General features: G+C 43.5%; 20 protein-coding genes. 14 read left to right on the top strand and 6 right to left on the bottom strand.

Annotated elements, in window-relative coordinates:
• Positions 1 to 285 precede the first annotated feature (285 nt).
• Genes MHUN_RS00985 through MHUN_RS00970 form a run of 4 tightly spaced genes read right to left on the bottom strand, consistent with a single transcriptional unit; the run spans position 286 to position 5,758 of the window.
• A complete protein-coding gene (locus MHUN_RS00985; RefSeq protein WP_011447258.1) occupies positions 286 to 2,016 on the bottom strand; it encodes an ABC transporter ATP-binding protein in 1,731 nt (576 codons plus the stop codon).
• Positions 2,013 to 3,848, bottom strand: a complete 1,836-nt coding sequence (locus MHUN_RS00980; protein WP_011447257.1) for an ABC transporter ATP-binding protein/permease — start codon at positions 3,846 to 3,848, stop codon at positions 2,013 to 2,015. The genes MHUN_RS00985 and MHUN_RS00980 overlap by 4 nt, the downstream gene beginning before the upstream one ends.
• Entirely contained in the window at positions 3,849 to 4,676 is an 828-nt protein-coding gene (locus MHUN_RS00975; protein ID WP_011447256.1) for an ABC transporter ATP-binding protein, read from the bottom strand.
• Positions 4,670 to 5,758, bottom strand: coding sequence for a FecCD family ABC transporter permease (locus MHUN_RS00970; protein WP_011447255.1), 1,089 nt, complete (start codon positions 5,756 to 5,758; stop codon positions 4,670 to 4,672). Before MHUN_RS00970 ends, MHUN_RS00975 begins: the two co-directional genes overlap by 7 nt.
• A 145-nt stretch (positions 5,759 to 5,903) precedes the next feature.
• On the opposite strand from MHUN_RS00970, the gene MHUN_RS00965 reads away from it, so the two are divergent.
• From MHUN_RS00965 to MHUN_RS00910, 11 genes are all read left to right on the top strand, one after another.
• Positions 5,904 to 7,184 carry an ABC transporter substrate-binding protein gene (locus MHUN_RS00965; RefSeq protein WP_011447254.1) on the top strand — a complete coding sequence of 427 codons (1,281 nt, stop codon included), beginning with the start codon at positions 5,904 to 5,906 and terminating at the stop codon, positions 7,182 to 7,184.
• A gap of 37 nt (positions 7,185 to 7,221) precedes the next feature.
• Complete coding sequence (locus tag MHUN_RS00960) at positions 7,222 to 8,427, top strand: MFS transporter (RefSeq protein ID WP_011447253.1); 1,206 nt, start codon at positions 7,222 to 7,224, stop codon at positions 8,425 to 8,427.
• A 302-nt stretch (positions 8,428 to 8,729) separates the two neighbouring features.
• Positions 8,730 to 10,340, top strand: a complete 1,611-nt coding sequence (locus tag MHUN_RS00950; RefSeq protein WP_011447087.1) for an IS1182-like element ISMhu2 family transposase — start codon at positions 8,730 to 8,732, stop codon at positions 10,338 to 10,340.
• Between the two features lie 941 nt (positions 10,341 to 11,281).
• Positions 11,282 to 11,488, top strand: a complete 207-nt coding sequence (locus MHUN_RS00945; protein WP_052288777.1) for a UPF0175 family protein — start codon at positions 11,282 to 11,284, stop codon at positions 11,486 to 11,488.
• Entirely contained in the window at positions 11,485 to 12,021 is a 537-nt protein-coding gene (locus MHUN_RS00940) for a DUF3368 domain-containing protein (protein ID WP_011447252.1), read from the top strand. The genes MHUN_RS00945 and MHUN_RS00940 overlap by 4 nt, the downstream gene beginning before the upstream one ends.
• Positions 12,018 to 13,037 carry a nucleotide exchange factor GrpE gene (gene grpE / locus MHUN_RS00935; RefSeq protein WP_011447251.1) on the top strand — a complete coding sequence of 340 codons (1,020 nt, stop codon included), beginning with the start codon at positions 12,018 to 12,020 and terminating at the stop codon, positions 13,035 to 13,037. Before MHUN_RS00940 ends, grpE begins: the two co-directional genes overlap by 4 nt.
• A gap of 26 nt (positions 13,038 to 13,063) precedes the next feature.
• Positions 13,064 to 14,779 carry an Hsp70 family protein gene (locus tag MHUN_RS00930; protein ID WP_011447250.1) on the top strand — a complete coding sequence of 572 codons (1,716 nt, stop codon included), beginning with the start codon at positions 13,064 to 13,066 and terminating at the stop codon, positions 14,777 to 14,779.
• A complete protein-coding gene (locus tag MHUN_RS00925) occupies positions 14,769 to 15,959 on the top strand; it encodes a molecular chaperone DnaJ (RefSeq protein WP_011447249.1) in 1,191 nt (396 codons plus the stop codon). Before MHUN_RS00930 ends, MHUN_RS00925 begins: the two co-directional genes overlap by 11 nt.
• A 233-nt stretch (positions 15,960 to 16,192) precedes the next feature.
• Positions 16,193 to 17,182: a daunorubicin resistance protein DrrA family ABC transporter ATP-binding protein gene (locus MHUN_RS00920; RefSeq protein ID WP_011447248.1), complete on the top strand. Its 990-nt coding sequence runs from the start codon at positions 16,193 to 16,195 to the stop codon at positions 17,180 to 17,182.
• Complete coding sequence (locus MHUN_RS00915) at positions 17,179 to 17,904, top strand: ABC transporter permease (protein WP_011447247.1); 726 nt, start codon at positions 17,179 to 17,181, stop codon at positions 17,902 to 17,904. The genes MHUN_RS00920 and MHUN_RS00915 overlap by 4 nt, the downstream gene beginning before the upstream one ends.
• 100 nt (positions 17,905 to 18,004) lie before the next feature.
• Positions 18,005 to 19,414: an ATP-binding protein gene (locus tag MHUN_RS00910; RefSeq protein ID WP_011447246.1), complete on the top strand. Its 1,410-nt coding sequence runs from the start codon at positions 18,005 to 18,007 to the stop codon at positions 19,412 to 19,414.
• A 411-nt stretch (positions 19,415 to 19,825) separates the two neighbouring features.
• Here MHUN_RS00910 and ppcA read toward each other — a convergent pair whose 3' ends face one another.
• A complete protein-coding gene (gene ppcA / locus MHUN_RS00905; RefSeq protein ID WP_011447245.1) occupies positions 19,826 to 21,304 on the bottom strand; it encodes a phosphoenolpyruvate carboxylase in 1,479 nt (492 codons plus the stop codon).
• 128 nt (positions 21,305 to 21,432) lie between these two features.
• The gene (locus MHUN_RS00900) at positions 21,433 to 22,788 is read right to left on the bottom strand and encodes a PP2C family protein-serine/threonine phosphatase (RefSeq protein ID WP_011447244.1); all 1,356 of its coding nucleotides are present in this window, start codon (positions 22,786 to 22,788) and stop codon (positions 21,433 to 21,435) included.
• A 424-nt stretch (positions 22,789 to 23,212) separates the two neighbouring features.
• Between MHUN_RS00900 and MHUN_RS18020 the strand changes: the two genes are divergently transcribed.
• From MHUN_RS18020 to MHUN_RS00880, 3 genes are all read left to right on the top strand, one after another.
• Positions 23,213 to 23,842 (top strand): transposase, encoded by a 630-nt coding sequence (locus MHUN_RS18020; RefSeq protein ID WP_083758368.1) that lies wholly within the window; start codon positions 23,213 to 23,215, stop codon positions 23,840 to 23,842.
• A gap of 653 nt (positions 23,843 to 24,495) precedes the next feature.
• Positions 24,496 to 25,707, top strand: a complete 1,212-nt coding sequence (gene ercA / locus MHUN_RS00885; protein ID WP_011447243.1) for an alcohol dehydrogenase-like regulatory protein ErcA — start codon at positions 24,496 to 24,498, stop codon at positions 25,705 to 25,707.
• Complete coding sequence (locus MHUN_RS00880) at positions 25,691 to 26,569, top strand: sensor histidine kinase (protein WP_048067172.1); 879 nt, start codon at positions 25,691 to 25,693, stop codon at positions 26,567 to 26,569. The genes ercA and MHUN_RS00880 overlap by 17 nt, the downstream gene beginning before the upstream one ends.
• Positions 26,570 to 26,581 lie beyond the last annotated feature (12 nt).

Genomic DNA, 26,581 nt, shown 5'->3' with positions numbered 1-26,581 from the left:
ATTCCTTTAAAAATTTTACCTGCAATTCCATTCGTTTCCATTTAAGGATAATGAAAGAAGAAAAGGCCAGTCCCGGTGACAATATCTAATATTTCGGATTAATTTTTCAGAATGCCGATCCTGGTTATCAGATTTACAATTTCTTTTCATCTTTTCCTTTCTCATAATGGATATTCCAGTGATGAGACATCGCTGAACGCATTTTTCAGAATACCCAATTCTCACACATCTCCCTCATTTGGTCGTCCATTGCACCAGGTGTATGTTTCAAACAAAAGCATCATGTCAGATCTCCTGTGCCTTGATCAAAGAGGTATATACCTGGTTTAATCGGATTAATTCCTCATGTGTTCCTCGTTCAACTATCTTTCCTTCCCTGAGGACCAGAATCTGGTCGGCATGCATGATAGTGGAAAGACGGTGGGCGATAATGAGCACCGTTCTTCCCATACTTAATTCCTTCATAGCCTCTCGTATCTCAAGTTCTGTACAGGTATCTAGGGCGGAAGTTGCTTCATCCATGATCAATATGGGTGCATTTTTCAAAACAGCCCGTGCTATGGCGATTCGTTGTCGTTCACCTCCGGATAGTCTGATTCCCCGTTCACCGACTATCGTATGGTATCCATTCGGAAGAGAACAGATAAACTCATGAATCCGGGCAAACAAAGCGGCTGCCATCACTTCTCCGTCTGATGCATCAGCCCGGCCAAGCCTGATATTTTCCATGATAGAAGTGTTGAGGAGGAAAATATCCTGCGTAACCATCGCCACCATATTCAGGAGATATGAAAGGGAGAGGGTACGGATATCATACCCTCCAACCCGGATAATTCCCTGAACAGGATCCCAGAATCGCATGATAAGATGTGCAATCGTTGTCTTCCCTGCTCCTGTCATGCCTACGAGAGCAACGGTCTTTCCCATGGGAACATCAAATGAGATATCCTGTAAAACATCAACATCTGTATCAGAATACCGGAATGAAACACCATCAACCGAGATAGACGGTTGAAACTCGTGTGGACAGACAGGCTGTTCAGGTTCAGTAACATGGGGCTTTAAGTCCATCAGGTCATAGAGTCGTTTTGCCCCGGCAAGGGTCAGACTGAGTTGTTTTGATATTTCAATGACATTCGCCATCGAGCTGAACCCTACTGAAGCAAATAAGACTACAATCGGAAGGTAAAGTGGATCGATAGATCCTGCAACAGTCAGGAGTGACGAGTCTGCCAGGAGTGAAATTATTCCTCCGGAAAGGAGCAGAATGTATATCGCGGTAATAATCGAATTCTTTTGAACATATACGCCGTACTCTTCCTGGTAGGCATCATTCAGGTCCATTACCTGATTATATCTGAATGATGAACGTGAGAATGCAAGGATCTCCCGAATCCCCTGCACACTGTCAATGAGAAATGCATGGATATCGCCAACCAGCACACGAAGCCACTCCCCCCGTTCGTTATTCAAAGACATTGCAAGACTTGGAAGAGTAAGTATCAGGATCGTGAAGATTCCATATATTACTGCGATATGTGGATGGATAGAAAAGAGCGATACAAAGACCAGGATGGGGATGACGATTGCAGTTATCAGCGGAGCGATAGTATGAGCAAAGAAGAGTTCAAGCGTTTCAATATTATTCCCGGCAACAGAAACCATATCACCGGTTCGGCGATGCATCAGTATTGCAGGAGCAAGTGGTTCTAGGATGCGGTAGAACTGGTCCCGAAGATCTGCAAGCAGCCGGTATGCACCGATATGGCAGAGATATGGGCTCAAGTATCCAAACACTCCTCTGGAAACCGCCAGAATACAGATGAGCACCCCACAGGGGATAAGAACTGAAGCATCCGCTCCTTCCCGTGCCATCCGTAACAGATCGACACCCAATAACCCGATAAGAAGGGTTACCCCGTATTTCAGAATATCAGCGAGAACTCCCAGACTTATGATCGGTATCTGTGGGATAATAACTTTGAAGAGCCGGAAAAATGCGGTTCTTCCCCTCATGATACACTCCCTCCCTGATGTGAAATCGCTGTTCCCCCGGCAAGATCTTGGGCCTTTACCAGTTCTGCATATCTGCCATGGTGCTGTATCAGTTCCTCATGGGTTCCTGACTCAACAATACTTCCGCCTTCCATGACCAGAATCCGGTTTGCATCCCGTATCGTGGACAGGCGGTGAGCGATGACCAGGATCGTCCGTCCTGACTGGAGGGTTCGGATACCATCCCTGATATGCCGTTCACTCTCTGCATCCACACTTGCAGTGGGTTCATCAAGAATCAGAATCGGTGCATCTTTGAGTATAGCCCGCCCGATTGCAATCCGTTGTCTCTCACCTCCGGAAAAACGTAATCCACGCTCCCCGGCAATAGTATCTAACCCCTGGGGCAACGATTGGATAAAATCATCAAGGCGGGAGATTTGGACTGCCTTCTCAATATCAGCATCATTCGCATCAGGGTTTCCAAAGAGAAGGTTGTTTCTCACGGTATCATGGAACAAATACGTATCCTGTGAGACCAGGGAGAGATGACTCCGGAGCAGATCAAGAGGAATTGAACGAATCGGCAGACCACATATCTCGATCTCACCCTGTTCTGCATCATAATACCGGAAGAGTAAATCAACAATCGTACTTTTTCCTGCTCCGGAGGCGCCGACCAGGGCAACCATTTCACCCTCCTGTATGGAAAACGAACAGTGATTCAGGACCGGACGGCCCGGTTCATATGCAAAAGATACATCAGAAAACCGGACCGACCAGGGACGGGGAAGGGATGGTATCGTTGTATTCTCTGGTTCTTCGATAGTCGGGTCGGTTGTGATGAGTGAAAGGATGGATTGAATGGTACTTTTCGCATTCACACTGATATGATAATACTGGCCCAGATGAATGACATGCTCATAAAAAACCGGACCGAGTAAGAGAACAAGCATGACCTGTCCGGTCTGCATATATCCACTACTCAATTGTATGCAGACATAGAGCATGGCAGCACCATACCCAAGATACGGGATCATATCTGCTACCAGACTAACCAGCAGACCAATACGAAGACGCCTGACATAGGTACTGCTTAACTGCTCTGCCTTTTTTCGTATCTCACCGGCACGGGAAATATGCTGGTTGAATAATTTCAGGGTTGGTAATCCCTGCAGGCTTTCGGTATAATAGGAACTGAGTGCCTTGTAATCCTGCCAGACATCGGTTCTTTTCACTCTGCTTTCCCGGTTTGATATCATGATTGCGAGAGGAACCAGAGGTACAAAGACGAGTAGAATACATGCCGTTATGGTATCGATTAACAATGCAAATGCAATAAAAAGGGAGAGTGGGACCAGCATGCAAAGCAGGATGTAAGGTATATAATATGCAACATACTGCTCCAGCTGCTCTGTTCCATCTACAAAAACAGCCGCTATTGATCCGGAATCTTTCTGATCTGTGTATGCTGGACCTAAGGAGAGAATTTTCTGATAGAGCAGTGATCGCAATGATCGCTTCATCAGACCGGCGGTATCGTGAGCTGAACGTTCCCGATAGACCTCAGATATGACCCGGAGCAGGAGCATACCTCCCATTGCAACGATAACAGGTGACATGGTACCGGGTGATTGCCCCTCAATAAGTCCGGAAATGAAAATACTTACGTAAAACAGCAACAGAATCGAGGCTACAGAGCTCAAAAGAGCAGCAATGAAGGTCCGGACTACCCGAATCTTCAGGCCGGGTATCAGACGGATAAACCTGAAATCAATACAGAGTGATGCAACCTGATAAAGGAGTGACTCATCCCCGATGTCCCGGGGACAGAGGTTTTCTGCATGAGACATTCAGGCCGGTATCTCCATGCTGACTTCTGCTTTGAAATCATCCGGACGAAAATGCCCGTATTCCACCGGTCGAATCGGAACCACGTGAGGTTTTCCAAGAACTGAAATGATCTCTGCTTTTACTCCATACACCTCTTCAATCATTTCCGGAGTATACAGGTCCACCGGGCTTCCAGCAGAAAAGATAACACCCTGTCGAAGCATTACCATTGAATCAGTATACCGGGCACCAAGATTCAGGTCATGTAACGCAATGATCGCTGACATATTCCGTTCTTTTACGAGATGATTGACAATTTCCAGAACTTCGAGCTGGTGTCTGATATCTAGGGCTGATGTTGGTTCATCAAGAAGGAGCACTTCCGGTTCCTGGCATATTGCCCGGGCCAGAAGGACCATCTGTTTCTGTCCTCCGGACAAACTTGAAAAATCCCTCATTGCCATATCCCCTATACCCAGACGTTCGAGAGCATGTGCAACCTTGTTAATGTCCTCTTCACTGATTCTCCAGGCAGCATGAGGCCTTCTGCCCATCAGAACAGTTTCAAAGACAGTTGAGTCCATTGCACTGGTACCATGCTGCGGAACCAGTCCGATACTTTTTGCCAGATCAACCCGGGGCATAGTCAGAATGTCCTTCCCGCTTAATAGAATCGAGCCTTTGGGTTTTAATATGGTATCAATGCATTTAATGAGGGTACTTTTCCCTGATCCATTTGGTCCGATTAATCCGGTCATCTCTCCAGGTCCGATAGAAAAGGTGATATTGTGGAGAATATCAGCACCCGGATAACTGAAACTGACATCGTTAATTTCTAGGTTTACCATAATTCTTTCCTCTTTCGCATAAAAAGAAACATAAAGAAGGGAACACCCACAAGGGCGGTCATAATACCCACTGGTAAAATCATAGGGGCAAGGATCGTTCGAGCAACGGTATCAGCACCCAGGAGGAGAATTCCTCCGACAAGGGCAGATCCTGGAATCACATACCGGTTATCTCCCCCGATAGCCATCCTTGTGATATGCGGGGAAACCAGCCCTACAAATCCGATGATTCCACAAAAAGCAGTGACTGAAGCGGTGAGAAGAGCAGCAAATATAAGTGTTCGCATCCGTACATGCTCCACATTTATTCCCAGGCTGTGAGCGGTTTCATCTCCGGCTCCTATAATGGTGAGATCTGATGCCTTGTAGATGAGATACGGGATGGCTATGACTGCAATGCAAAAAACAATAAAAACAGTCTCCCAATTGGCTACCGATACACTTCCCATCATCCAGAAGACCACGGCCTGTACCTGTTCGGCTGTTCCGAGGTATTGCATAAATGACGTAACCGCATCCAAAAGGAACATGATAGCAATACCAGCAAGGATTATCGCTTCCGGGGTCATTCCTTTACTTTTTGCAATGGAGTAAATGACCATGGTAGCAAGAAATGCACTTATGAATGCATTGAGGACCACACTGTATGCTCCAAATAATTTAAGCCCCCCGATGATTGCAAGGGATGCGCCCATCGCGGCAGCTGAAGATATCCCTAAGGTAAATGGTTCAGCAAGCGGGTTTCGAAGCACTCCCTGCAGTATTGCACCAGCTACACCAAGACTTGCCCCGCATACAATGGCCATGGATATTCTTGGGAGTCGGATATCCCATATTATCGTATTCGCAACAGATTCTGGTATTCCCATCCCGGGAAAAATGCCTGCAAATATTGTGGTGTATACCGAAACAAGATCCAGCTCATAGGATCCAAAAGATGCCGCTATCCCAACCAAAAATAGAATTCCAAATGAAACGGAGAGAAGAAACAGGACCTTTCGAGAATGATACCGATAATACGAGGATTGTATTTCAGACATTGAAGCATTACTTTGAGAATTTTCCGGGTTATGTTGACTCATGACCTCACAATACCTCAGGGATACCCCCTGATGATCGTTCATAGAAATGTGTTGGGATGCAATATTACTATTTTGAAATAAGGTATGAATGATTGTGCTATATTTAAATTTGATCATAACATAAATTGATAGGTAGTGATTTAGTATGAAAAAATGGTGTATCTATGGAGGAGTGCTCTTAACACTCCTCACTCTTTGTTGTCTGACGACTACAGGATCTGCATCAGGGATGGAATTTACCCTGTATATTTTTGGAAATGCGAATTCAGATATGAACATTGATCAGCAGGATATTGATCTTATCAACGAAATTGCCGCTGGAAAAACAGCATCCACTCCACTTGCAGATGCCAATCAGGATGGAAAAGTAGATAGTGCAGACGCTGAGCAGGTACAGAAGATCATCGATGGAACTGCGACAGAAATGTGGGTACAGGATGCCTTCAAACAACCAGTAAAAGTAAAGACCCCGGTACAAAGGCTCATTACTCTTGACCGGATGATCGCAGAAAATGCACAGGTTATCGGAGTCGGGGACAAGATCGTAGGAATTGATGAGAATACCGTAAACCGGGATATTATTCTTCCAACTATCAGCAAGCAAAAGAATCTGGGTTCTGCAGAAGAACCGGACATGGAAGCACTTATTGCTCTCAAGCCTGACCTGATTGTGAATAATCAGTATTTTGATGAAGGACTGATGAAAAAATTACAGGAATCAGGCCTGACTCCGTTGGCTATGATTTACCATGGTGATATTCAGAACAGCCTTGGTTATTCGAAGATGCTTGGATATCTGACCGGTTCTCCATCAACTGCAGAAGAGTATGTCAACTGGATGGGAGGAACTCTCGGAAGCATTCATGACAAGGTAGCAGGATTATCTGAAGATGAGAAGACAAAAGTCATTTATCTGTACCCACGAAAGAACGGAGCTCTTGGAAGTGGTGGCAATGATTGTCCGACAATCAAGACATTACAGTTCCTCGGAGCAGATACCATGACCCAGAATACGAAAGATACCGCTGGAAAGATCATGGATACTGCGTCCTACTTCGAGATTGATCCAGAAGTGGTCATAGCGAAGAATCCGGAAGCTATTGTTATGGAAGACTTTGATGAAGCACTCGGATATGGGTATACTGACAAGAATGCGGCCCAGGCAGAACTTGATCGCATAAAGAGCAGACCTGGATTTGATAAACTTGATGCGGTCAAGAATAACAAAGTCTATCTCCTTGATGTGAATATCGTCTCACACAGCAACTGTCTTGGAGCCTTATACATGGCAAAAGCTCTCTATCCGGATCAACTTTCTGATATTGATCCTTATGCAATCCATCAGGAGTATGTAGATCGGTTCCTGAAAGTGCCGGGTCTTGATGTAAAGAAGGACGGGATATTCATCTACCCACAAATCTCATAATCTCCTTTTTCCCTTATTTTTTTGAGAGATTTCATCCATGGTAACAGAATCTAAAAAGAAGATTTATTCTAGTATCGGGGGGCATTTCCTGGTAGATCTCTACTCACCATTTCTGCCCATCATTCTTCCGGTCCTGATTACTAATATGAATCTCTCATTTTTTCTGGCAGGATTTATGGTAACTGCCTATAATGTGACATCATCATTAGTTCAGCCGGTTGCAGGGCTGTTCAGCGACAGGACTGGAAAAAAGGTACCCATATGGATATGCGTACTGCTATCAAGTGCCGGGATATCTCTCGCAGTCCTGACAAATAACTATCTTCTTATGCTGGCCCTGGTTTCAGGTGCAGCACTTGGGAATGCACTGTTCCACCCGGCAGCGATGGAATCAGTATATCGGCTCAGTCCAATAGAGAAGAGAGGTATATTTAACTCGATCTTTACAACAAGTGGAAGTATCAGTTACTCAATAGGCCCACTCATCGCTGGAGTAATGATAACCTTCTTCGGGCTATCCAGCATCGCATGGCTGGTAATTCCTGGGATATTGGGAGCAGTTTGGATCTATTCTGTTGATAAAAAATTCAATACTTTAGTATCTGCTCATTATGAGAGGAAAAAGCCAGTATCAAAGCAGAAAAAGGAGAGATACTGGTGGGTTCCTGCCGGTCTTGTGGTATTTCTCTGTTCTCTTCGAGCCTGGACTTATGTTGGAATAATTACCTACCTCCCGGCTCTCTTAATGCTCGGACAGCATGGTATGGACACTATAACCACATCACTTATCGTCACAATAATGCTTTTTATAGGTGTTGCCGGCCAGATTGCCGGAGGATATCTTTCAGACAGATATGGGCGGAAAAATATGCTGGTGTTCGGCTTTGCAGCTGCAGTTCCCTTTTTTTGTCTTATCTTTCTAAGTCAGGGATGGCTTATGTATAGTGGTATCTTTATGTACTCCTTCTTTGCGTGTTTCTGTTATGTCACCTCGGTCACTATGATGCAGGAACTTCTGCCCGAATCCGTAGGGTTTGCTTCAGGTCTTACCTTAGGTCTTTGTGTGGGGGTTGGGGGTATCGGAGCCGCGATCATCGGCTGGGCTGCTGATAATATGGGTTCCCTTCCGGATGCGATGTTTCTCATGATAATTCCAACCGCATTATCGCCGATTCTTGCGTTGTTCATCAGATACCCGGATCAGAGAAGGATACGAGGCAGGGATGCTGACCTACCTGAATGAACGTATTGCTCATGATCATCACAAAAATGGTATCCTATTATCTCCGCTGGAGCAAGGCATCTGTATTCAGATGAACGTATCCCATATACGGAGAACATATCTCTTCTTTCCGACATATCACTGCAGGTTACAGTCCGCGTTGGAGATCTATTCACATTCTGATAATGAAAACCCACCACATACATGTGGTACCAATACCCGATAATTATGAAATATTTGTGAGGCTGTTGCACAAACACAAAAAAAGCTTAATATAAATTATTAAAGCTTAATTATATATATTATTAAGATCAATATATTATATGTCTCATCGCTATAACATGATTAGAGGATATGGTAATGAACAACAATTTTTACTCCCTGTCAATGCGATGGACTGGCTATCTGAAAATGATATTACTTATGGCATATTAGAAATTCTTTCGATTCTCGATATTAGTCCATTTATTAATAAATATCGTGACGATGGTCGCGGTTCTGCCTTTTTTGATCCTCGTTCAATGCTTGGAATAATAATTTATTCAATGATTCGTGGAGAAAAATCTAGCAGAAAAATTGAGATGTGCTGCCATTATGATATTGGATATCGGATCGTCGCCAATAATCTTACACCTGACCATACAACGATCTATCGTTTCAAGAAGAATAATTCAAAAGAAATCAAATCCCTTTTTAAACAATTATCTCAAATTATCGTAGAATCCGGGATAGCAAGAATCGGTGTCCTAGCCCTCGATGGATCAAAATTTGGCTGTAATGCCTCTTTATCAGCCAATAAAAAATTAAAATACCTTGAAGCAGAGCTAGGTCGGCTTTTTGATGAATCACAGGAAATTGATGAGTTAGAAAACGATGATATAAATATTCAGGATATGGAGATTAACCGACTACCTGAGCATCTTTCAACAAAAGAAAAACGAAAGGAAGTTCTTAATCGGGCTAAAGAGAAATTAATTGAACGACATGATATCGAATCTAAAAAACAAGAAGAAAAGATTCTGGACCGCGAAAAAGAAGAATTAGAATCGGGTAAAAAGAAACGAGGTAGAAAGCCTTTAGAGCCTAAAAAAGAGCCATCTTCAGATTCAAAAGTAAATCTCACTGATCCTGAAAGTCAGATAATGTCAACCACCAATGGCTGGATTCAAGGGTATAATGGGCAGATTATCGTTTCTGAAAATCAATTTATCCTCGCTGCAATGATATCAGATGAGCAAAACGATAAAAAATTATTAATACCTATGCTAAATGAACTCGAAGACCTTTTTACGGGTATTCATCCATCAATTTCGCCTAATATACTACTATCTGATGCAGGTTATTTCTCATACCCGAATTCTTTAGCAGAATTGGATTATGGCATTCAACTCATCATCCCTCCTTCTAAAGAAAGAAAAATTCCAGAATATTCAGATAATGATGGGTATATCTCACGAATGGAAATGATATGTCGGGCGATTTGTATGGGAGAAATAATCACATTTCCGGAATTGCAAAGTATCGGGACGTTTGTTTGGCAATCTTTTATGAACAGAGAGAAACAAGCAACAACTCAGGAAATTTGTAAACGAGTTATGGAAGTACGTGTGAAATCCCCCACTGGTAGAGAGTTATATCGAAAACGAAAATACATGGTCGAACCAGTTTTTGGTAATATGAAACATAATATGAGGTTTAGGAGTTTCTCTCAAAAAGGGAAAGAGAATTGCGAGGGAGAATTCTTTTTAGCTGCATTAGTGCATAATATAAAAAAACTTATCAGATTTGAGGGTATAGTTAAAATTAAAGAATTTGCTACGAATATTATAAAACCGTCAAGAGGTTCAGGTTTTTCCTATATTTTTGCAAACACAGTATGTAAAGTGGGAATTGATACATGCAGGTTCATACATCAATTAGTCTATTTTGGTTGATAGCTTAAGGGGTAGAGATCGATCATTTGTGATCCTGCATGATATTGATCATTGGTGCAACACCCTCTTGTAACAAACAGAATTCCATAAAAAAGGATCTTACCTGAATATGATGAAATTATTAACTTAAATTCATTATCAACCATACTTCAGACCATTCAATGAGAACATGCAACAAAATTAAGGTGGTCAAATTAAGAATATTTTTTTAAAATATCAGATCTCATGGCGAGAAAAGTTTCCTATTAAAAAATTCCACTCATAAACGATGAACTGCTACATATGTATCAGTGAAAAAACGTAACACTTTTTTTATTACCACACAAAAAACAATGATTTGAGATGTTTTCTGGATATATGGCTTAATACACACTTAAAATTCGTAACACCGACAGAAACCTTATCTATGGCTATTCAATAATATGAGGTGGAGGCAAAAAGAATGTGTTGTCACGATTCAGATAAGCATGAACATGCACATGAGCATAATGGAAAAGTACACACCCATGAGCATATCCACGATAGTGAACACCATCACTTTCATGAGAACTGCTGCCATGGACATGACTAAACCTCTTTTTTAAACATTATCGTCCCAATTTCTAATCGAATTGATTATCTCCTCTCGTCATCCTCATGGGAATTATCATTTCGTTAAGATTTCAATCTCTTAAGATTCACAGGATTCATGTCATAATCCCCCACCTATCCTTAAAAGTCATGTTGGAGATCATCCTGTCAAATTCATCAGAATAAAACGAATATATATGGGCGTTTAATTCCGGTTAAGGAGTATTTAATGAGCAGAAAAGTTCATGTATATAAATATTTATTGTGTATACATGGTTTCTGTCATTTCAATACGCCCTACCTCATAAATATCACGAAAGATTGAAGCACTGTCTCTTCTTACTGCATTAGATCGCTCTTCCCTGATTCGAATGGCCTTGTCCTCAGGTCTTGATGAAGAACTCAGAAAAAATGCTTTGGATCAGTACAGGCAGGGACGTATTTCACTCGGAAAAGCCGCAGAGATATGTGAGATATCTGTGAGAGAAATGATAGATCTCCTGAAGAAGAACAATGTAATCCTTAATGTATCAGTTCAGGATATTCAGGATGATTATCAGGCAGCAATGAAGATATGATTCGGGTATTTGATTCATCACCACTGATCTATTTTGCAAGGGCCGGAGCTCTCCATCTCGCTTTAGAGGTACATTCAGAAAATTACATCCCCCCTGCGGTATATGCAGAGGTTGTTACGATCGGGAGGGTACAGGGACATCCTGATGCTGAAGTTACCGCTCATCTCATTACGCAGGAATCTCTTACCCTGAAACCGCCAGAAGAGCATTTTTTAGAGAAATTCTCTGGTTTGCACCGTGATCTTCACCCAGGGGAGATGGAGGTTCTGGCTCTCTCGGACGAACTACAAGGCATCGCCATAGTTGATGACCGGATAAGTCGTGAGATCGGAGAAATGTTTCAGATTGAAGTGAGAGGATCTGCATTTATTCTTTTTACTCTTGTGAAAAACAGAATCATATCCAAAGAGAAAGTAAAAAAGATTCTCCAGGTAATGATCCGTGAAGGTTTCAGAATCGGATCTGAACAATATGGACTAATCCTTGATCTGCTGGAACAGCTTCAGGGAAAGAAGGATGAATCCTGGTCTTGAATGCAGCAATCGCGGATTATCTAAAGATAAGGCAGACGCAAAATCTTTTAAACCTGACTCATTCCCTGCCAGGTACATCCTGTACCAATGAGGGGGGACAATATAATAAAAGCTATATTCTCCCAAAGACAAACATGTCACCAATGGTTGATCCGGATATCACCGATCTTCAGAAAAAAGCAGAACATTTTGAATCTCAATATAACGCCATTAAAAAAGAATTCAAAGATTTCATTGAGACAACACGAAAAAATGAGGAATTGAAAAAGAAAGACCTTCAGGCAGATCAAGCAAAAAAATTACTGGTTATTGCAGATTCGTTATGTCGCATGATGCACAGCTCAAAAAATCCCACCTGTGATGCCGTGCGGGAGGTCCATGAAAATTATCATCTCAATATTGAAGGGATGTATCAGCAGGTACTCTCATCAGGCAAACTGACACCCATCGACCCACAACCCGGAGCCATATTTGATGATACCCTGCATATGGCAGTCGGACTTGAATATAATAGCAAATACCCGGAAGACACTATATTTTCAGTAGTAAGACGCGGATACCTGCGGGAGTCTCAACTTATCAGACCGGCAGAAGTCATCATCTCGAAAAAGCCAAGGGAGCCTCTACCATTACAAAAGCCAGGCATGGTCACTTCAATCTTTAACCGGATATTTCCAAACCGGCAGAAATTTGATGCAATCACTCATGATATCGACCAGCTGGCCCATAAAGAGAGTGAACATATCACCAGGCTTGAAAAGGAGATAGCAGAACTGGAGAAGAAGATTGAACAGAATGAAGAGGAGATTCATGATTTGAGTCAGATTATTACCGAACAGGCTGACATTCAGGGACAACTGGAAGATGATATGCAAAAACTGAAAGATGATCTTCGCACATTAACTACCCATGTCAGAGAATTTGAGAGATGTATTTCGATAAGGTTACATAATAACTCGCTGAATCTGGTTGAACAGATGCCACGATACCAGGATCCATACCAGCCCGGTGAGTGAATGAAAATTTTAAACTGGACACTACAATGAACAAAGATATAATCGGCATAGACTTTGGCACAACAAATTCCAAGATGGCATATATGCTTCTGGATGAACCAGTGGTCATCGAGAACGACCAGGGCAGCAAAATTACCCCATCGGTTGTATATTTCAAAAACGAAAAGGAGTTCTCCATCGGGGAGCAGGCCAAGCATAATCAGATTATCCACCCTGATAAAGTTGTCAGTTCCATCAAGCGTGAAATGGGAACTGATTATAAGAAACAGGTGGGGAGGTTCAAATTTCCCCCTGAATATATCGGGGCCCTCATCTTTCAAAAACTCATCCAGGATGCCAGGGAACGGACAGGAAAAACCTTCTACGATGCCGTCGTATCCGTCCCTGCAAACTATTCTGACAGCCAAAGGCAGGCGATCATGGATGCAGCAGAGATTGCAGGAATTAATGTTGTCCGGCTGATAAACGAACCGACCGCTGCCGCACTTGCCTATGGAATCAGGGAAGATAGGGACCGAAAAGTTCTGGTTTACGATTTTGGTGGGGGAACATTTGATGTGTCCATCCTTTCTGTCTCATCCGGCTTTTTTGATGTCGATGCAAGTACCGGAGAACACCGGCTTGGCGGAGACGATTTGGATACGCGGATCATTGCTTATGTCACGAAAGCATTACAAAAGGAACTCGGAAAAAGCGATAAAATTGACCTGGCATTGCAGGCTACACTCAAGGAGGCTGCCGAGGAGGCAAAGATAGCCCTTTCTACAGAAGAGAGTACACAAATTACCATTCCGTTTGTTGCAGAGAACCGTCCTCCATTCACGATGGAACTGACCAGGCAAACACTCGAATCCCTGATTCAGGATCTGATTGAACGCACCCGTGCACCAATGGAACGTGCCCTTCACGATGCATCCCTTGAAAAAGATGAGATCGATGATATCCTCCTTGTTGGGGGAACAACCCTGATACCAGCGGTCAGAAGGTTTGTTACGGAATATTTTGGAAAAGAACCGCTGGAAGGAGATCCATACACTGCAGTTGCAGAAGGGGCAGCACTGGCAGGAAGTACCTATGTTCCAGAAAAATCCAGGATGGCGAAGAATGTGGAGATCAGTGATGTAATATCTTCTTCTCTTGGTGTAAAAATCACGAACGGAACTCTGTCCAGGGTAATCGAACGAAACACAAAAATCCCAATCTCCCGGACAAGGCTTTACACAAATTCATGGGATTATGTTCCTGAAGTCATCATCGCAGTATATCAGGGAGAGGAGGAGATGGCGGAGGATAATGAATATCTTGGGCAGTTTTATATCAGCGTCGAACCTATGCCAGCCGAAGAAAATAAAATTGAAGTCACATTCGCGGTAGGTGAAGAGTTCGGAATCCTCAATGTCCGGGCCTATGACACTGACTCAGGAAACGAGCGGACGGTAAAATTTGAATCACGCTCCCGTCTTTCAAAGAAAGAGAAGAGCAAGTGGATGAAAAAACTTGTCGGGAAGAGGAGTGTTCATGTCGTCATCGGAGATGAGTCAGGGAAGACGACCCTGGATATGTACCTCAATCCTGCAACCTCTATCGAATCACTGAAACGTGAGCTGATTGACCGGCAGATTATGACAGGAGATGAAATGATTGAGATCGGAGAGATGACACCGGGTGATGACCTGCGGATATCTGATTTAAACCTGGAAGACGGGTGTATTATTACCATCCGGGGGAACAATGGGGAATAAAAAGAGAGCACAAATACAGAAAAGCCCAAAACAATCGCCCCCACCATTGAATCCTGACGATGATCCGTACTGGAAAGTCTCGTCGGAGAATATCGATCCACGAAAAGGAGTGCAATATATTGAACGGTTTTTCAATTACAAGTCGCGGTATCCTCAATGGGTTGAAGACATCAGTTCAGGTATTCCATCCTATTATGCTGTTCTGGGAGTACTGAAAGGGTTTTCAAAAGAGACGCTTCAAAAAGCATATGAACGGGAGTGCACATTATCGGTCTATCCGGATGATTCTATCGAAGAGGCCTACAGGGTGCTTTCAGACCTGCAACTCCGGGTGAAATATGATGAATTTCTTATCAGGTTTGAGCATGCTACCAGATATAGCCCGGCTCATTTGATCGAGAATCTCAAAAAAGCCCATGATGAGTATTTAAAAAATGCTCTTACTATTCGAAAATTAGGAGCTTTTACTCAAAATCACCACGATTACATGTTCCTTATCTCAAAAGGAATGCCAGATATTTTTGAATTTTCTGGACTGAATCAGGATTGCAGTGAGGAGGAGGCAATAGCATATGCGTCATCCGGTGATGAATTATCAGTTTTAATATCAGCGATAATGCAGGACCCGATAAAGCGGGAACAGTTCATAAACTGCAAGAATTTCATTCAGGATAGTCCAAATGAAGATGCAAAGGAACTGATAAAAAAACTGCGAAAAAGATGGGAAGTTTTTGATCCGCAATTCGTCAGCAAAGTTATGTATATGTCGCTTACAGTATCAGAGCAGATATTGGATATTTTTGACCGGATAGGAAATAATTTATCCTCAAATCATGACTGGAAAGAATTCCTCCCCCCCTCTGATAGAACATTCTTTTCAATCTTTGGTGTCGATGAACATATCAGCTCACTTCCAAAAAGTGAGATTGAATCTCTTCTTCGTTCCCGGTACCGGACACTGGAACGGACACCGGATGTCAATCTTGCATATACGGTCCTGAAAAATCCAACCCTTCGTGAAGAATATATCTGGATGTTGCATCATTATGAGTTACAGAAGATCGATGATATGATCAGGGAAGAAGAAAAATATACGGATGAATTGAATGATGCCCAGATTCAAAAAATAATCGCAAAAAAAATACGAGAGTTTGAGAAGATATATTGCAGATTATCATGAGATGAAATGTATGTAATCATCCCTGAACCTGATAAAAAGCCATAATATAAAAATAATAATTTCATAATGATCACGGTATCAGAATCCGGAATATTAGGAGTGTGTGCAGAACCACCCTTGATTACTTCCAACGGTATCGGTGAATGATATGAATACAATTCAACGCTTTTTTATTTTCACTCGAATATAATGTAATACGAAACAGGGAAAGAACCCTGAAATCCTTATACCCTATGGCAACCACATACCGTCACAATCAATCCGTTCATGAATACCCACTGGTAACCCATTCCCTCACCAAAGGATTTGGTGATCTTCTGGCAGTAGATAACCTGACCCTTTCAGTCGGAACCGAAATATTCGGTCTTGTCGGGCCGAACGGCTCCGGAAAAACAACAACCGTTCTGATGCTGACAACCCTTCTTGACCCAGACAGCGGAGATGCGACCATCTGTGGATATGACATCCGGAAAAACCCCCGAAGGGTTCGGGAGTCCATTAGTTATGTTCCGCAGGATATGGCAGTCGATGTCAGACTGAGTGGGAGGGAGAATGTCATCATGTTTGCCGAACTCTATGGCGTGAAAAATCCCGTTGAACGATCCAATGAGGTTCTGAAAATTCTTGATCTTTTGGACCGGGCAGATGAACGGGCAAAGGTGTATTCGGGAGGGATGAGAAGACGTCTTGAACTTGCCCAGGCTCTGGTGCATAACCCGAAGATCCTGTTTCTTGATGAACCAACCGTCGGCCTTGATGTTGCTGCCAGGAAAAAGATCTGGGAGCACATCAGAACGCTTCGAAATGATGGGATGACGGTCTTTGTCACAACCCATTACATGGATGAAGCAGACCGGTACTGTGACCGGGTTGCCATCATTGACCATGGCAGAATTCAGGCGGTTGATACCCCGGCAAGATTAAAAGGGATAATTTCTCAGGATATCATATCAGTTTCTATATCAGGGAAATTCACCGGTATTGATGTGCCGGGAGTGAGCTTTGCACATCAGGAGGAAGATACCCTCATATTTCATTGTGAAAACGGAGCAGCAGCACTCCCCCTGGTGAAAGATGCCCTAAGCGATGCCGGAAATCAGGTTTTATCCATGTCAGTCAGGCAGCCGTCCCTTGATGATGTATTTCTTCATCTTGTAGGACCAGGGGAGGATAAAAGTCCGTTTAAATCAAGCACCTTCCGGAATATGATGGGGAAACGATGAATCCGATACTGGTGTACTGTAAACGTGACCTTGTCCGGTGGTTTAGAGGAAAATGGGGGTTTATTGCAGCAATGGCCATGCCGGCTGCCTGGCTAATCTTCGTAGGTCTTGCTCTTCCCATACGGTTCACTGAACATTACATTGATTTTGTAACACCGGGCATTCTGGCCATGACCGTCCTCTCTGCATCACTAGCCGGTGGAGGTCTTCTTATCCTTGACCGTATGCTGGGATTTTTCAATAAATTCCTTGCCCTCCCCCCTCCCCGGGAGAGTATCCTGTTTGGGAAGATACTGGTCATTACCATCCGGGGAGTCATCCAGTCAACAATCATTCTCATCTTTGCATTTCTTCTGGGAGCCAGGTTATACTCCCTGACCCAGCTTATCGGAACGTACATTATTCTCTTCATCTTCGGAGCACTCCTCTCCGCTGCGGCAACAACAATTGCCATCTATCTGGATGATCATGACCAGTATGCAGCAGCAAATGCCATGATCTCAATGCCACTCTTCTTTACCTCATCGGCTATGATGCCCTATGATGTCATGCCCGCATGGCTGGAACCCATCGCCAGAGTGAATCCACTCAGTTTTGCAATCGATGGCATCCGAATACTCCAGACCGGTGAGATTCCAGTGACCCAGATCAGTGTATTATCCCTGCTTTGTATCGGTGTTGTCACTCTTGCGATCCATGTATTCAGAAAAGTGAAAATATAAACCGGAGTCAGAAAATTTCAAATACAGACCCATAATACCCTGAATAGGAAGAGATGTGATCCATATATTCATCATTTCGTGAGAGATAAGTAATATACTTATGTCTCACATTAACTTCATCAACCGCACTCATGAACTCGCATTTCTTGAAGACCGGTATCGCTCACACAAGTCTGAACTTATCATACTCTATGGCAGGCGTCGGGTTGGGAAGACTGAACTGCTAATTCGGTTTTTAAAGGATAAACAAGGGATTTACATTCTGGCAACAACAGAATCTGAAAAGACCAATATCGGGATCTTTGCACAAGAAATATCTGATTTCCTGAATGATCCCAATTTTGCACGTGTATCGTATCCGTCATTCGAAGCACTCTGGACCAGTTTCCTATCACACCATCAGGTTCAGAAAATTGTCAGGATACAACAGAAAATTCCTATCGTTATTGATGAATTTCCATATCTTATCGAGAGAGACCGATCAGTTCCATCCCAATTCCAGCGAATCTGGGACCTGCATATGCGGGATAATCCGGTGATGCTCGTCCTCTCCGGTTCAAGTATCAGCATTATGGAACAGGAGGTCCTTGGATATAAAAGCCCCCTGTATGGGAGAAGAACAGGTCAATGGCAGGTGGAACCATTGTCTTTTCTTCATATGAAAGAATTCCTTCCCTGGTCATGTGTTGATCTGGCTCAGGTATGGTTTACAACCGGAGGGATTCCTGCATATCTTGAACTCTTTGATCCCACCACTGACTTCTGGTCTAATATTACCAGACTCTTTCTTACCAAAGGTGCTTACCTCACGATGGAGGCTGAATTATTACTCCAGTATGAATTCAGAGAACCTGCAAATTATCTGACAATTCTGAAGGCAATAGCTGAGCGAAATACCTCACTTGGTGAGATCATTCAGCAGACAGGTCTTGACCGGAGTATGGTCTCAAAATATCTTTCTGTTCTGATGAAACTTCATATTGTGCATGAAGAACTGCCAGTTACTGCTTCTCCGGGATCCAGGAAACGACGATACCGGATTTCAGATCCCTATCTCTCCTTCTGGTTCAGATTCATCTATCCGGAGATGACGGCTATTGAAGCTCGGCAGACGCCAGAGGTGCTCACAAGGGTCCAGAAGAATTTTTCTCTCTATTCCGGAGCACTTTTTGAACTTCTGACAGAACATCTCATCAGGGAAAGAGTCCTTTTTCCACACATCCACATAAACCAGCTGGGAAGATGGTGGCATAATGAGATGGAGATAGACCTCGTGAGCATCTGTGAAGATGAAGACCTGATGATCTGTGTAGAATGTAAATGGACAGATTTATCCAAGAATGAGGCGATGAGCATACTCAAAAAACTAGAAGAAAAGAGCCGGAACATATGGTGGAGGAATGAGAACCGAAAGACCATCTGTGCTCTGGTTGGAAAAAAAATATCAGGGAAGGATGAAATTCGCAAAGCAGGATATGAAGTGCATGATCTTTCGGATATTCCGTATTGAGAAGTCTTTATTTGAAAATTAACCATAGAGAATGTGTCCACCTATAATACAATTATATATATTGATGTGTGGATATAGACCAATCCCCGAAAAAAATATCAACAATGTGAAGGTATTTTTGAGAAATAAGAGAGAACTGATGTACCAGGCACTCCCCGTAATCCTCGTATCAAAATAAGTTCTAAATTAACTTTTGATTCAGAAAATATCCCTAAAATACACTCTTATAGCGCCTCGCTATTCATCAGTCAAACCCACCCACACAATGTATTGGCTGATTTCCGATCTGACAATAGCAGGGCTCTGGTGAAGCCCGTGATCTGGAGCTAAAAAACCAATAAATCTCCAATTTTACCACATAAGGTAAAAAATCAACCTTGAATCGCGGATGTAAGAGAAAAGGAACGGGGTTTACCCGAGAAACTTTCGGATTGCTCCAGCCCTGATGATCATATCCTGTACACTATCTATCTGACAGGCAGTCACGGCCTTCTCTATCTGACCAGAGAGGACTCTATGCTCAGAATGGGGATCAATCTCAATCCAGTCAGGGAGGATCTTCTTGATCTCATCCGGCAGAAATGAAGAGTCAGGATTGAGATATCGGCATGCATCACTGAGATCTTCAGTCACATACCGGTAATTCTCAAGGACAAACTCCCGATCGTTCTCAGTCAGTGCAGATAATCCCAGGACCTCCGGAGGTATCCCGATTGAATACAATGCAGCGGTCACGGTAATCGCACGGGGAAGTGAAACACCACCCATGTTCCGGGAATACCCGAATAAGCCCACATGGAGCTTTCGTTTCCGTCGGCTTGGAATATATGCCGCCACACGATTAATAAGAGGAGCCAATGACCGTATCTGTTTCTGATACCCGGCAGCATATCGCTCGATGAGTGATATCGCATACGTATCATCAATCTCCCGTGCAGGAGTGATCTCCCGTTCCTCAAGATACCGGATTGCAGACACCGCTTCTTCCAGATTGGTATCGTACTTAAATGCCGACTGGATAGTAAAGGTATACGCCCCAGCATACTCATCAGTCACCCTTCGAACGGTATCCGGCCGTAAATTCCCTCTAAAAGGGGCTGATCCTGCCCCGATGATCGGATAGACGGGAATCCCGGTATCTTCCGACAGAAGGTGAAGACGCCAGAGGGCAATTTTATTCAGGAGTACTGCCCCAATCTGTCCATAATTCACCGCCGGATCAGATCGTGCAAGGAACACCCGCTGGTAATCAAGATCCTTATCCTGAAAATACCGCCGGAGGATCGTATCAGCGGCAAGCATACCATCCTTATCCTCAAAGAGCGGAATGACACGGATCTTGTCTGGATGGAACGGCCCAATCCACTCTGCAATCGTAAGATCACGGCCACCTAACCGTTTATATTGCTGACCGATGACAAAGTCACAATAGTACTGGTAGATGTTGTCAATTGATGCAAATGAAGTTGTCATCGGGAGGATAATCTCAAAGATCGGGGCATAGGTGTCGTTATAGAAATGATGTGCAACATCATAGGACCGGGGAATTGACCCCAGTGTTTCCAGTAGGATCTTCGCTTCTGTCCGTTCTATCTCCGGGTTTGGTACCCGAAGCGTGAGGAAGAGATCACGGCCCAGATGATGCTCTTTAAAATAATCGCCATACCGGGAAAGTAGTTTCTTCACAACGTAATTATCAACTTCTTTCCCTTCACAGTCCCACATCTGCTCAGTGCATCCCAGGTGTGAATACACGTAATACGCTTCCTTTACCTCATCTTCACCGGTGAGCTCAATATTCTCAGTGAAAAACGGAGTATGGACATTATCCGGGTGCTGGGTACTCATCGTTCGGGGTATTTTCAAAGGTTTTCCATACTGCTCGTTCATGGTTATCAGTAATTATTGGAGGTAATAATGCAATAGTATTCGTATGAGTGCTCATGAGAGAGTAAAACCCCCCGGGAATAGCGATACAGGAGTGTGGGCAAGCATAAACACCCGGAATACCATATACATTAATTTTCCGAAGGAGAGGCGGAATAATACCGTAACGCAAGTATTGTGCAGTCATCACTCTGGGGATTGTCACCAGTCCAGGTTTTCACTTCATGATTGAGTAAATCGACAACCTCCAGGGGTGTTTTCGGAGATTGCTCTGATAAAATCCGGACTACCCGTTCTGATCCATACAATTCCTCACCTCGTTCTGCCTCAGTAACGCCATCACTGACGAGTACAAGCAGATCACCCTGTTTTAGTGAGACGAAATGCGGGATGTATTGTTCATCTTCCAAAACTCCAGCCGGGAGATTCCCGTCTGATTCAAGTTCGATTGTTGCTGAACGGGTTATCAGATATGGCGGAGGATGGCCGGCATTACAATAACAGACCTCACCTGTCTGTAGATGTACTATTCCAACAATCAGGGTGATGAACTGTCTGCTGTCACCATCTTCCAGAAATGAACGATTAATCTCACGAACGAGGGCACAGGGATCACGTGTTTCACGGATTTTTGATCTGAGTATCATCCGGGTGGATGACATCAGAAGAGCTGCAGGGACACCTTTTCCAGATACATCACCTAATGCAAAATACAGATCCTCATCATCGAGTTTCAGGTAATCATACAGGTCACCTCCGATGTATGAAGCGGGAAGAAGGGATGCTGAAAGGGATACATGATCCCATTCCTGGTTCTGTTCAGGGAGAGAGCCGATCTGGATCTGACGGGCTGCTGTAAGCTCCCCCTCAATCTGAAAAGATTTCCGGTTATTTTCTTCTTCCAGCCGGAGATTGTTAATGATAAAGACAAAGATGCATAATCCGAGGATTGTGGGGAGGAAAATGTCAATAGTCCCTTCGATAACCTCACCGGGTAGCAGAATATCCTGATTAATCCCATCTTTTCCAATAATAAACTGAACTGATGCCACCAAAAATCCCAGGAGAAAGGCATGTGACATCCGGATTATGGCATCTTTGTGCAGGTACCAGAACAACCCGCCCATTATTCCCGAGAGAAATGTTATGATGAGAGTAAATGGCCCGATGGGTTCTCCGAGTCCGATATGTAACAGGATTCCAAGCGATCCGGCGAGTAGACCACTGATCGTCCCGGCAACAAGCCCTGCAATCACCGGTCCGAGCATCTGGATACTGATATCATAGGGTCCAATCTGAACACCAGTCATCATCCCATACAGATAAAAAAAACCTCCAATCAGGGCCATGAAAAGAGCGGAAAAAGGAGAGAATGTCTTTGATACAAAAACCGATGAATACCTGGTTCTGGTGAGAAAATATGCAATAAGAGAGAGTACTGCAACACCGTCACACAGCTGCACGAGTCTTTCTAATTCAAAGATCATTATTCCTCATGAATGGAGTTACGCCTGAACAGGTGAAATGCCTCTTATATGGATCTGATTACATATTAAGGTGTAATAGTCCGTCTCCATCTTCCGTAAGTTACCCGAATCTCAAACCATGCACGTTCGCCCGGCTCTCCGTTCTCATCCATCCACAGTCCATTCACATTATCCCGGCATATCAGATTCAGCGTTCTTTTGTAACTTCTCTCTGTCCATCTTCTCCTGAAATGTCCGAAAATCGCTAAAATGTCAAGTTTGAAAGGCTCATATCCAAAATTATATCGATTGATCTTTATATATAAAGGGACAATATTTTGACTGTGCAAAATCACGATGAGAAAACGAGACTGAAACTCTCAGCAAGACCATAGTAACTCATATTGCCTTAATTGTGCATTTATTAGAATTAAAGCCCTAAAAACTGTTTTCTGCAAAAAACCTTAACGGATGGGCAATCGCCCTGGAATATGATAAAGGGCTTTTAGAAAACCCATCAAGATGTCATATATCAGTAATTTCGGACAATTTCAGCTCGGTAAATAATCAATCATTCAATCATTTCCTCTCTCAATCTCCTTGGGATCACCGACGGCTCATAGATTGGATTATCACGAATGGATGGCGTCTTATAGGAAAAAACGGTGCATTAGTTATCGATGAATGTGGAAACCCAAAGGCTGGGAATTACTCCATTGGTGTTAATAGCCAATATTGTGGGAATTCGAGTACGGTTGAGAACTATCAGGCTGATGTCTTTATGGCCTATGTCACGAATGGTTTTCGGTTATTGCCTGACTTCCGTCAGTATCTTCCTGGTATCCGGACAAAAAACCCCAGCCGTTGTGATGCTGCTGGCATTCCCCCAGAGTTTCAATGTTTTAAAACCAAAGCCGAGTTGGTATATGAATTAATCTGTCAGGTGATTGAAGCCAAGATCAAGTTTTCTTTTGTCGCAATGGATTTTTTTATGGAAAACACCCTTGGTTATTACCCCGCATTGAGAACAAAGGAGTCACGTATGTGCCCGACATTGGTTGTAAAGATCGCGTAATTATCGAAAAACCAGAATATGGCATTCCTCCAAAAAGAGTCTTTTGGGCAGAAATCCATCGATAATAAAAGTCCTAAACATGGTTCCCATTCGTATGGAAGAGATTGAAAAGACCATAACTCGGTGGAGAATAATCCGGATCAGGAAGTCAATTGAGGAATTTCTAAACATAAAATTTACTGCTATAAGGGTTTTGAGGAGAGACAAAGATGTTAATCGATCAATCCCGGTTTGGCTTCTAATCCGCAAATATCTCTATGATTCGATATTGTTCTCATACATGATGATTCTGGTTTTTTCAGATACAGAATTTGGGCAGTCATATCGAAAAAGTATGAACACCATTTCCTGTCCCATCGTGTCAGTCACCTTATCAATACCGATCTGTGGAAGTCTTTAACTTTCCATATGAAGAGAAGCTTTCGTGGAGAAACCATCAGAAGATCCGGAAGACAAATTCCATGATTCAGATATCGCACCATCCAGGTACCCTGACCCCGGGAATGTGCACGTGCTGTGAGAACTTGAATCCCTGATCTCCGTTAACCGGGACTACTAGAAATTTGCCTACGGATTGATGGAGGCATCTGTTTCAGAAAGGTTAAGATACCATTGAGCAGAGAAAACCAGTACAGTGGACTATAAATAGCTGCATGTGCATTACTGCTACTAGGAAAAAAGTACAGGGGGGGGGGAGGAACATAACAGATACCTTATTTGAACTGAGAAAATTTGTAGCTCCTGAATTCATCATTGGTGTTGATGCCCGCAGACTGGCAGGACGGTATGCAAAGAATTTTGGTGCAAATCATGTATTTCTCGTTACCGGACCAAAACTCATCAAAGCCGGCTGGGTCGGTGATGTAACAGAAAGCCTTGAGAGTGAGGGAATACAATATACAATCTTCCCTGATGTCTCCCCGAACCCTCGTGATTATGAGGTCATGAACGGGGCAGAACTCTATAAAAAGAAAGGATGTGATGCCGTTATTGCAGTGGGCGGGGGAAGTCCGATTGATTGTGCCAAGGGTATCGGGATTGTCGTATCCAATGAACAACACATCCTTGAATTTGAAGGAGTGGACAATGTCAGTATCCCGGCCCCTCCCCTTATCTGCATACCGACAACATCCGGATCTGCTGCTGATGTCTCACAGTTTGCAATTATCAATGATACCAAAAGAAAAGTAAAGATCGCAATCATCAGTAAAAAAATCGTTCCCGATATCTCACTATGTGATCCGGTCCCCCTCACGTCTCTCACCTCGGATCTGACGGCACATACCGGGATGGATGCCCTGGTTCACAGCATCGAGGCATATGTTTCAAATGCATCTTCACCGGTTACAGACATTCAGGCTCTTGAATCGATCCGTCTCATCAGTGCATACCTGCCCCTTGCATATCATAATCCTGACCATATCGGGTACCGGTATAAAACAATGCTTGGCAGCCTGCTTGCCGGACTTGCGTTCTCTAATGCAAGCCTTGGTGCAGTCCATGCCATGGCACACAGCCTGGGCGGACTCTCTGATCTTCCCCATGGAGAATGCAATGCCCTGCTCCTTGAATCGGTCATAGATTACAACTTTGAGGTCTGTCCTGAACGGTACGAAACCATTGCGCAGACGATGAATGTTGACTGCTCATCCCATGATCCACAGGAGATAAAACAGAAGCTATTATCAGCTCTTCAGGCACTGAGAACTGAGCTAGGTATTACAGAACGGCTTGGAGATCTTGGAGTATCAAGAGAGGATATTGCAGACCTTGCAAAATCCGCCATTCGGGATCCCTGTCTGGCGACAAATCCACGAAAACCGACTGTAAGCGACCTGGAACACATATATGAAGGAGCACTCTGAAGAATCACCCGACTGGGATGACCAGCGGATGAAGATCATCGGCCTTGGCGAGTCGTCGATTCGGAAAAGTTACTATCCCGAACTTCAGCAGCGTCTTCATGAGCTTGAGCAGACCAATGCAGACCTCCTTGATGCTATTGAAGAGATACAGCAGAAGGAAGAGGAACTGAGAGAGAATTATGATGAACTGAGAAATATCCAGTCTGCTCTTGATCTTGCAAGGAAAAAATTAAACCTTTTAAACTCCCTCACCTTTCAGGATATCCAAAACGCTCTTTTCTCTTTAAGCGGGTATCTGACCCTGACAAAAGAAGCAGTATCCGATGAGCCGGTCCAGATGTATCTTGAGAAATCCCTCTCCCAGATGCAGAAAATTGAGCGGATTTTACACCTGGCAAAGCAGTACCTGAACATGGGTATTCATCCGCCAAAATGGCAGAATGTCATGGAAGTCTATGTTTTTGCCGTTTCTCATCTTGACATGTCGGAGTATGAACGAAGCATTACGCTTGAAGGACTGGAAATTTTCGCAGATCCATTACTTGAAGATGCATTTTTTTACCTGCTGGAAAATATCAAATATCACAGCGTTCATGCAACCAAGTATCAGTTTTATTTTAAAGCCTCTGAAAACGAAGTATCCCTGATCCTTGAGGACAACGGGATTGGGGTCGAATCTGATCGGAAAGAAAAAATATTTGAGCGGAGAACTGGGCTTGTTGGAGGAATCGGACTGTTTCTGGTGCGGGAGATTTTGTCAATTACCGATATGAAAATCTGTGAAAATGGAGAACCGGGAAAGGGAGCCCGGTTTTTGATATCCATCCCCCGGGGAGTGTTCCGGATAAAAAAGATATCCTGATCCAAGGTAATA

It is taken from the genome of Methanospirillum hungatei JF-1 (assembly GCF_000013445.1).
Taxonomy (GTDB): Archaea; Halobacteriota; Methanomicrobia; order Methanomicrobiales; family Methanospirillaceae; genus Methanospirillum; species Methanospirillum hungatei.
Note: the sequence above shows the minus strand (reverse complement) of the source record. Positions and strands in the feature narration are given on the sequence as shown.

Coding starts and splice junctions, on each gene's coding strand:
- MHUN_RS00985 (WP_011447258.1), bottom strand. CDS start 2,016: ATGAGGGGAAGAACCGCATTTTTCCGGCTCTTCAAAGTTATTATCCCA.
- MHUN_RS00980 (WP_011447257.1), bottom strand. CDS start 3,848: ATGTCTCATGCAGAAAACCTCTGTCCCCGGGACATCGGGGATGAGTCA.
- MHUN_RS00975 (WP_011447256.1), bottom strand. CDS start 4,676: ATGGTAAACCTAGAAATTAACGATGTCAGTTTCAGTTATCCGGGTGCT.
- MHUN_RS00970 (WP_011447255.1), bottom strand. CDS start 5,758: ATGAGTCAACATAACCCGGAAAATTCTCAAAGTAATGCTTCAATGTCT.
- MHUN_RS00965 (WP_011447254.1), top strand. CDS start 5,904: ATGAAAAAATGGTGTATCTATGGAGGAGTGCTCTTAACACTCCTCACT.
- MHUN_RS00960 (WP_011447253.1), top strand. CDS start 7,222: ATGGTAACAGAATCTAAAAAGAAGATTTATTCTAGTATCGGGGGGCAT.
- MHUN_RS00950 (WP_011447087.1), top strand. CDS start 8,730: ATGTCTCATCGCTATAACATGATTAGAGGATATGGTAATGAACAACAA.
- MHUN_RS00945 (WP_052288777.1), top strand. CDS start 11,282: ATGGCCTTGTCCTCAGGTCTTGATGAAGAACTCAGAAAAAATGCTTTG.
- MHUN_RS00940 (WP_011447252.1), top strand. CDS start 11,485: ATGATTCGGGTATTTGATTCATCACCACTGATCTATTTTGCAAGGGCC.
- MHUN_RS00930 (WP_011447250.1), top strand. CDS start 13,064: ATGAACAAAGATATAATCGGCATAGACTTTGGCACAACAAATTCCAAG.
- MHUN_RS00925 (WP_011447249.1), top strand. CDS start 14,769: ATGGGGAATAAAAAGAGAGCACAAATACAGAAAAGCCCAAAACAATCG.
- MHUN_RS00920 (WP_011447248.1), top strand. CDS start 16,193: ATGGCAACCACATACCGTCACAATCAATCCGTTCATGAATACCCACTG.
- MHUN_RS00915 (WP_011447247.1), top strand. CDS start 17,179: ATGAATCCGATACTGGTGTACTGTAAACGTGACCTTGTCCGGTGGTTT.
- MHUN_RS00910 (WP_011447246.1), top strand. CDS start 18,005: ATGTCTCACATTAACTTCATCAACCGCACTCATGAACTCGCATTTCTT.
- ppcA (WP_011447245.1), bottom strand. CDS start 21,304: ATGAACGAGCAGTATGGAAAACCTTTGAAAATACCCCGAACGATGAGT.
- MHUN_RS00900 (WP_011447244.1), bottom strand. CDS start 22,788: ATGATCTTTGAATTAGAAAGACTCGTGCAGCTGTGTGACGGTGTTGCA.
- ercA (WP_011447243.1), top strand. CDS start 24,496: ATGTGCATTACTGCTACTAGGAAAAAAGTACAGGGGGGGGGGAGGAAC.
- MHUN_RS00880 (WP_048067172.1), top strand. CDS start 25,691: ATGAAGGAGCACTCTGAAGAATCACCCGACTGGGATGACCAGCGGATG.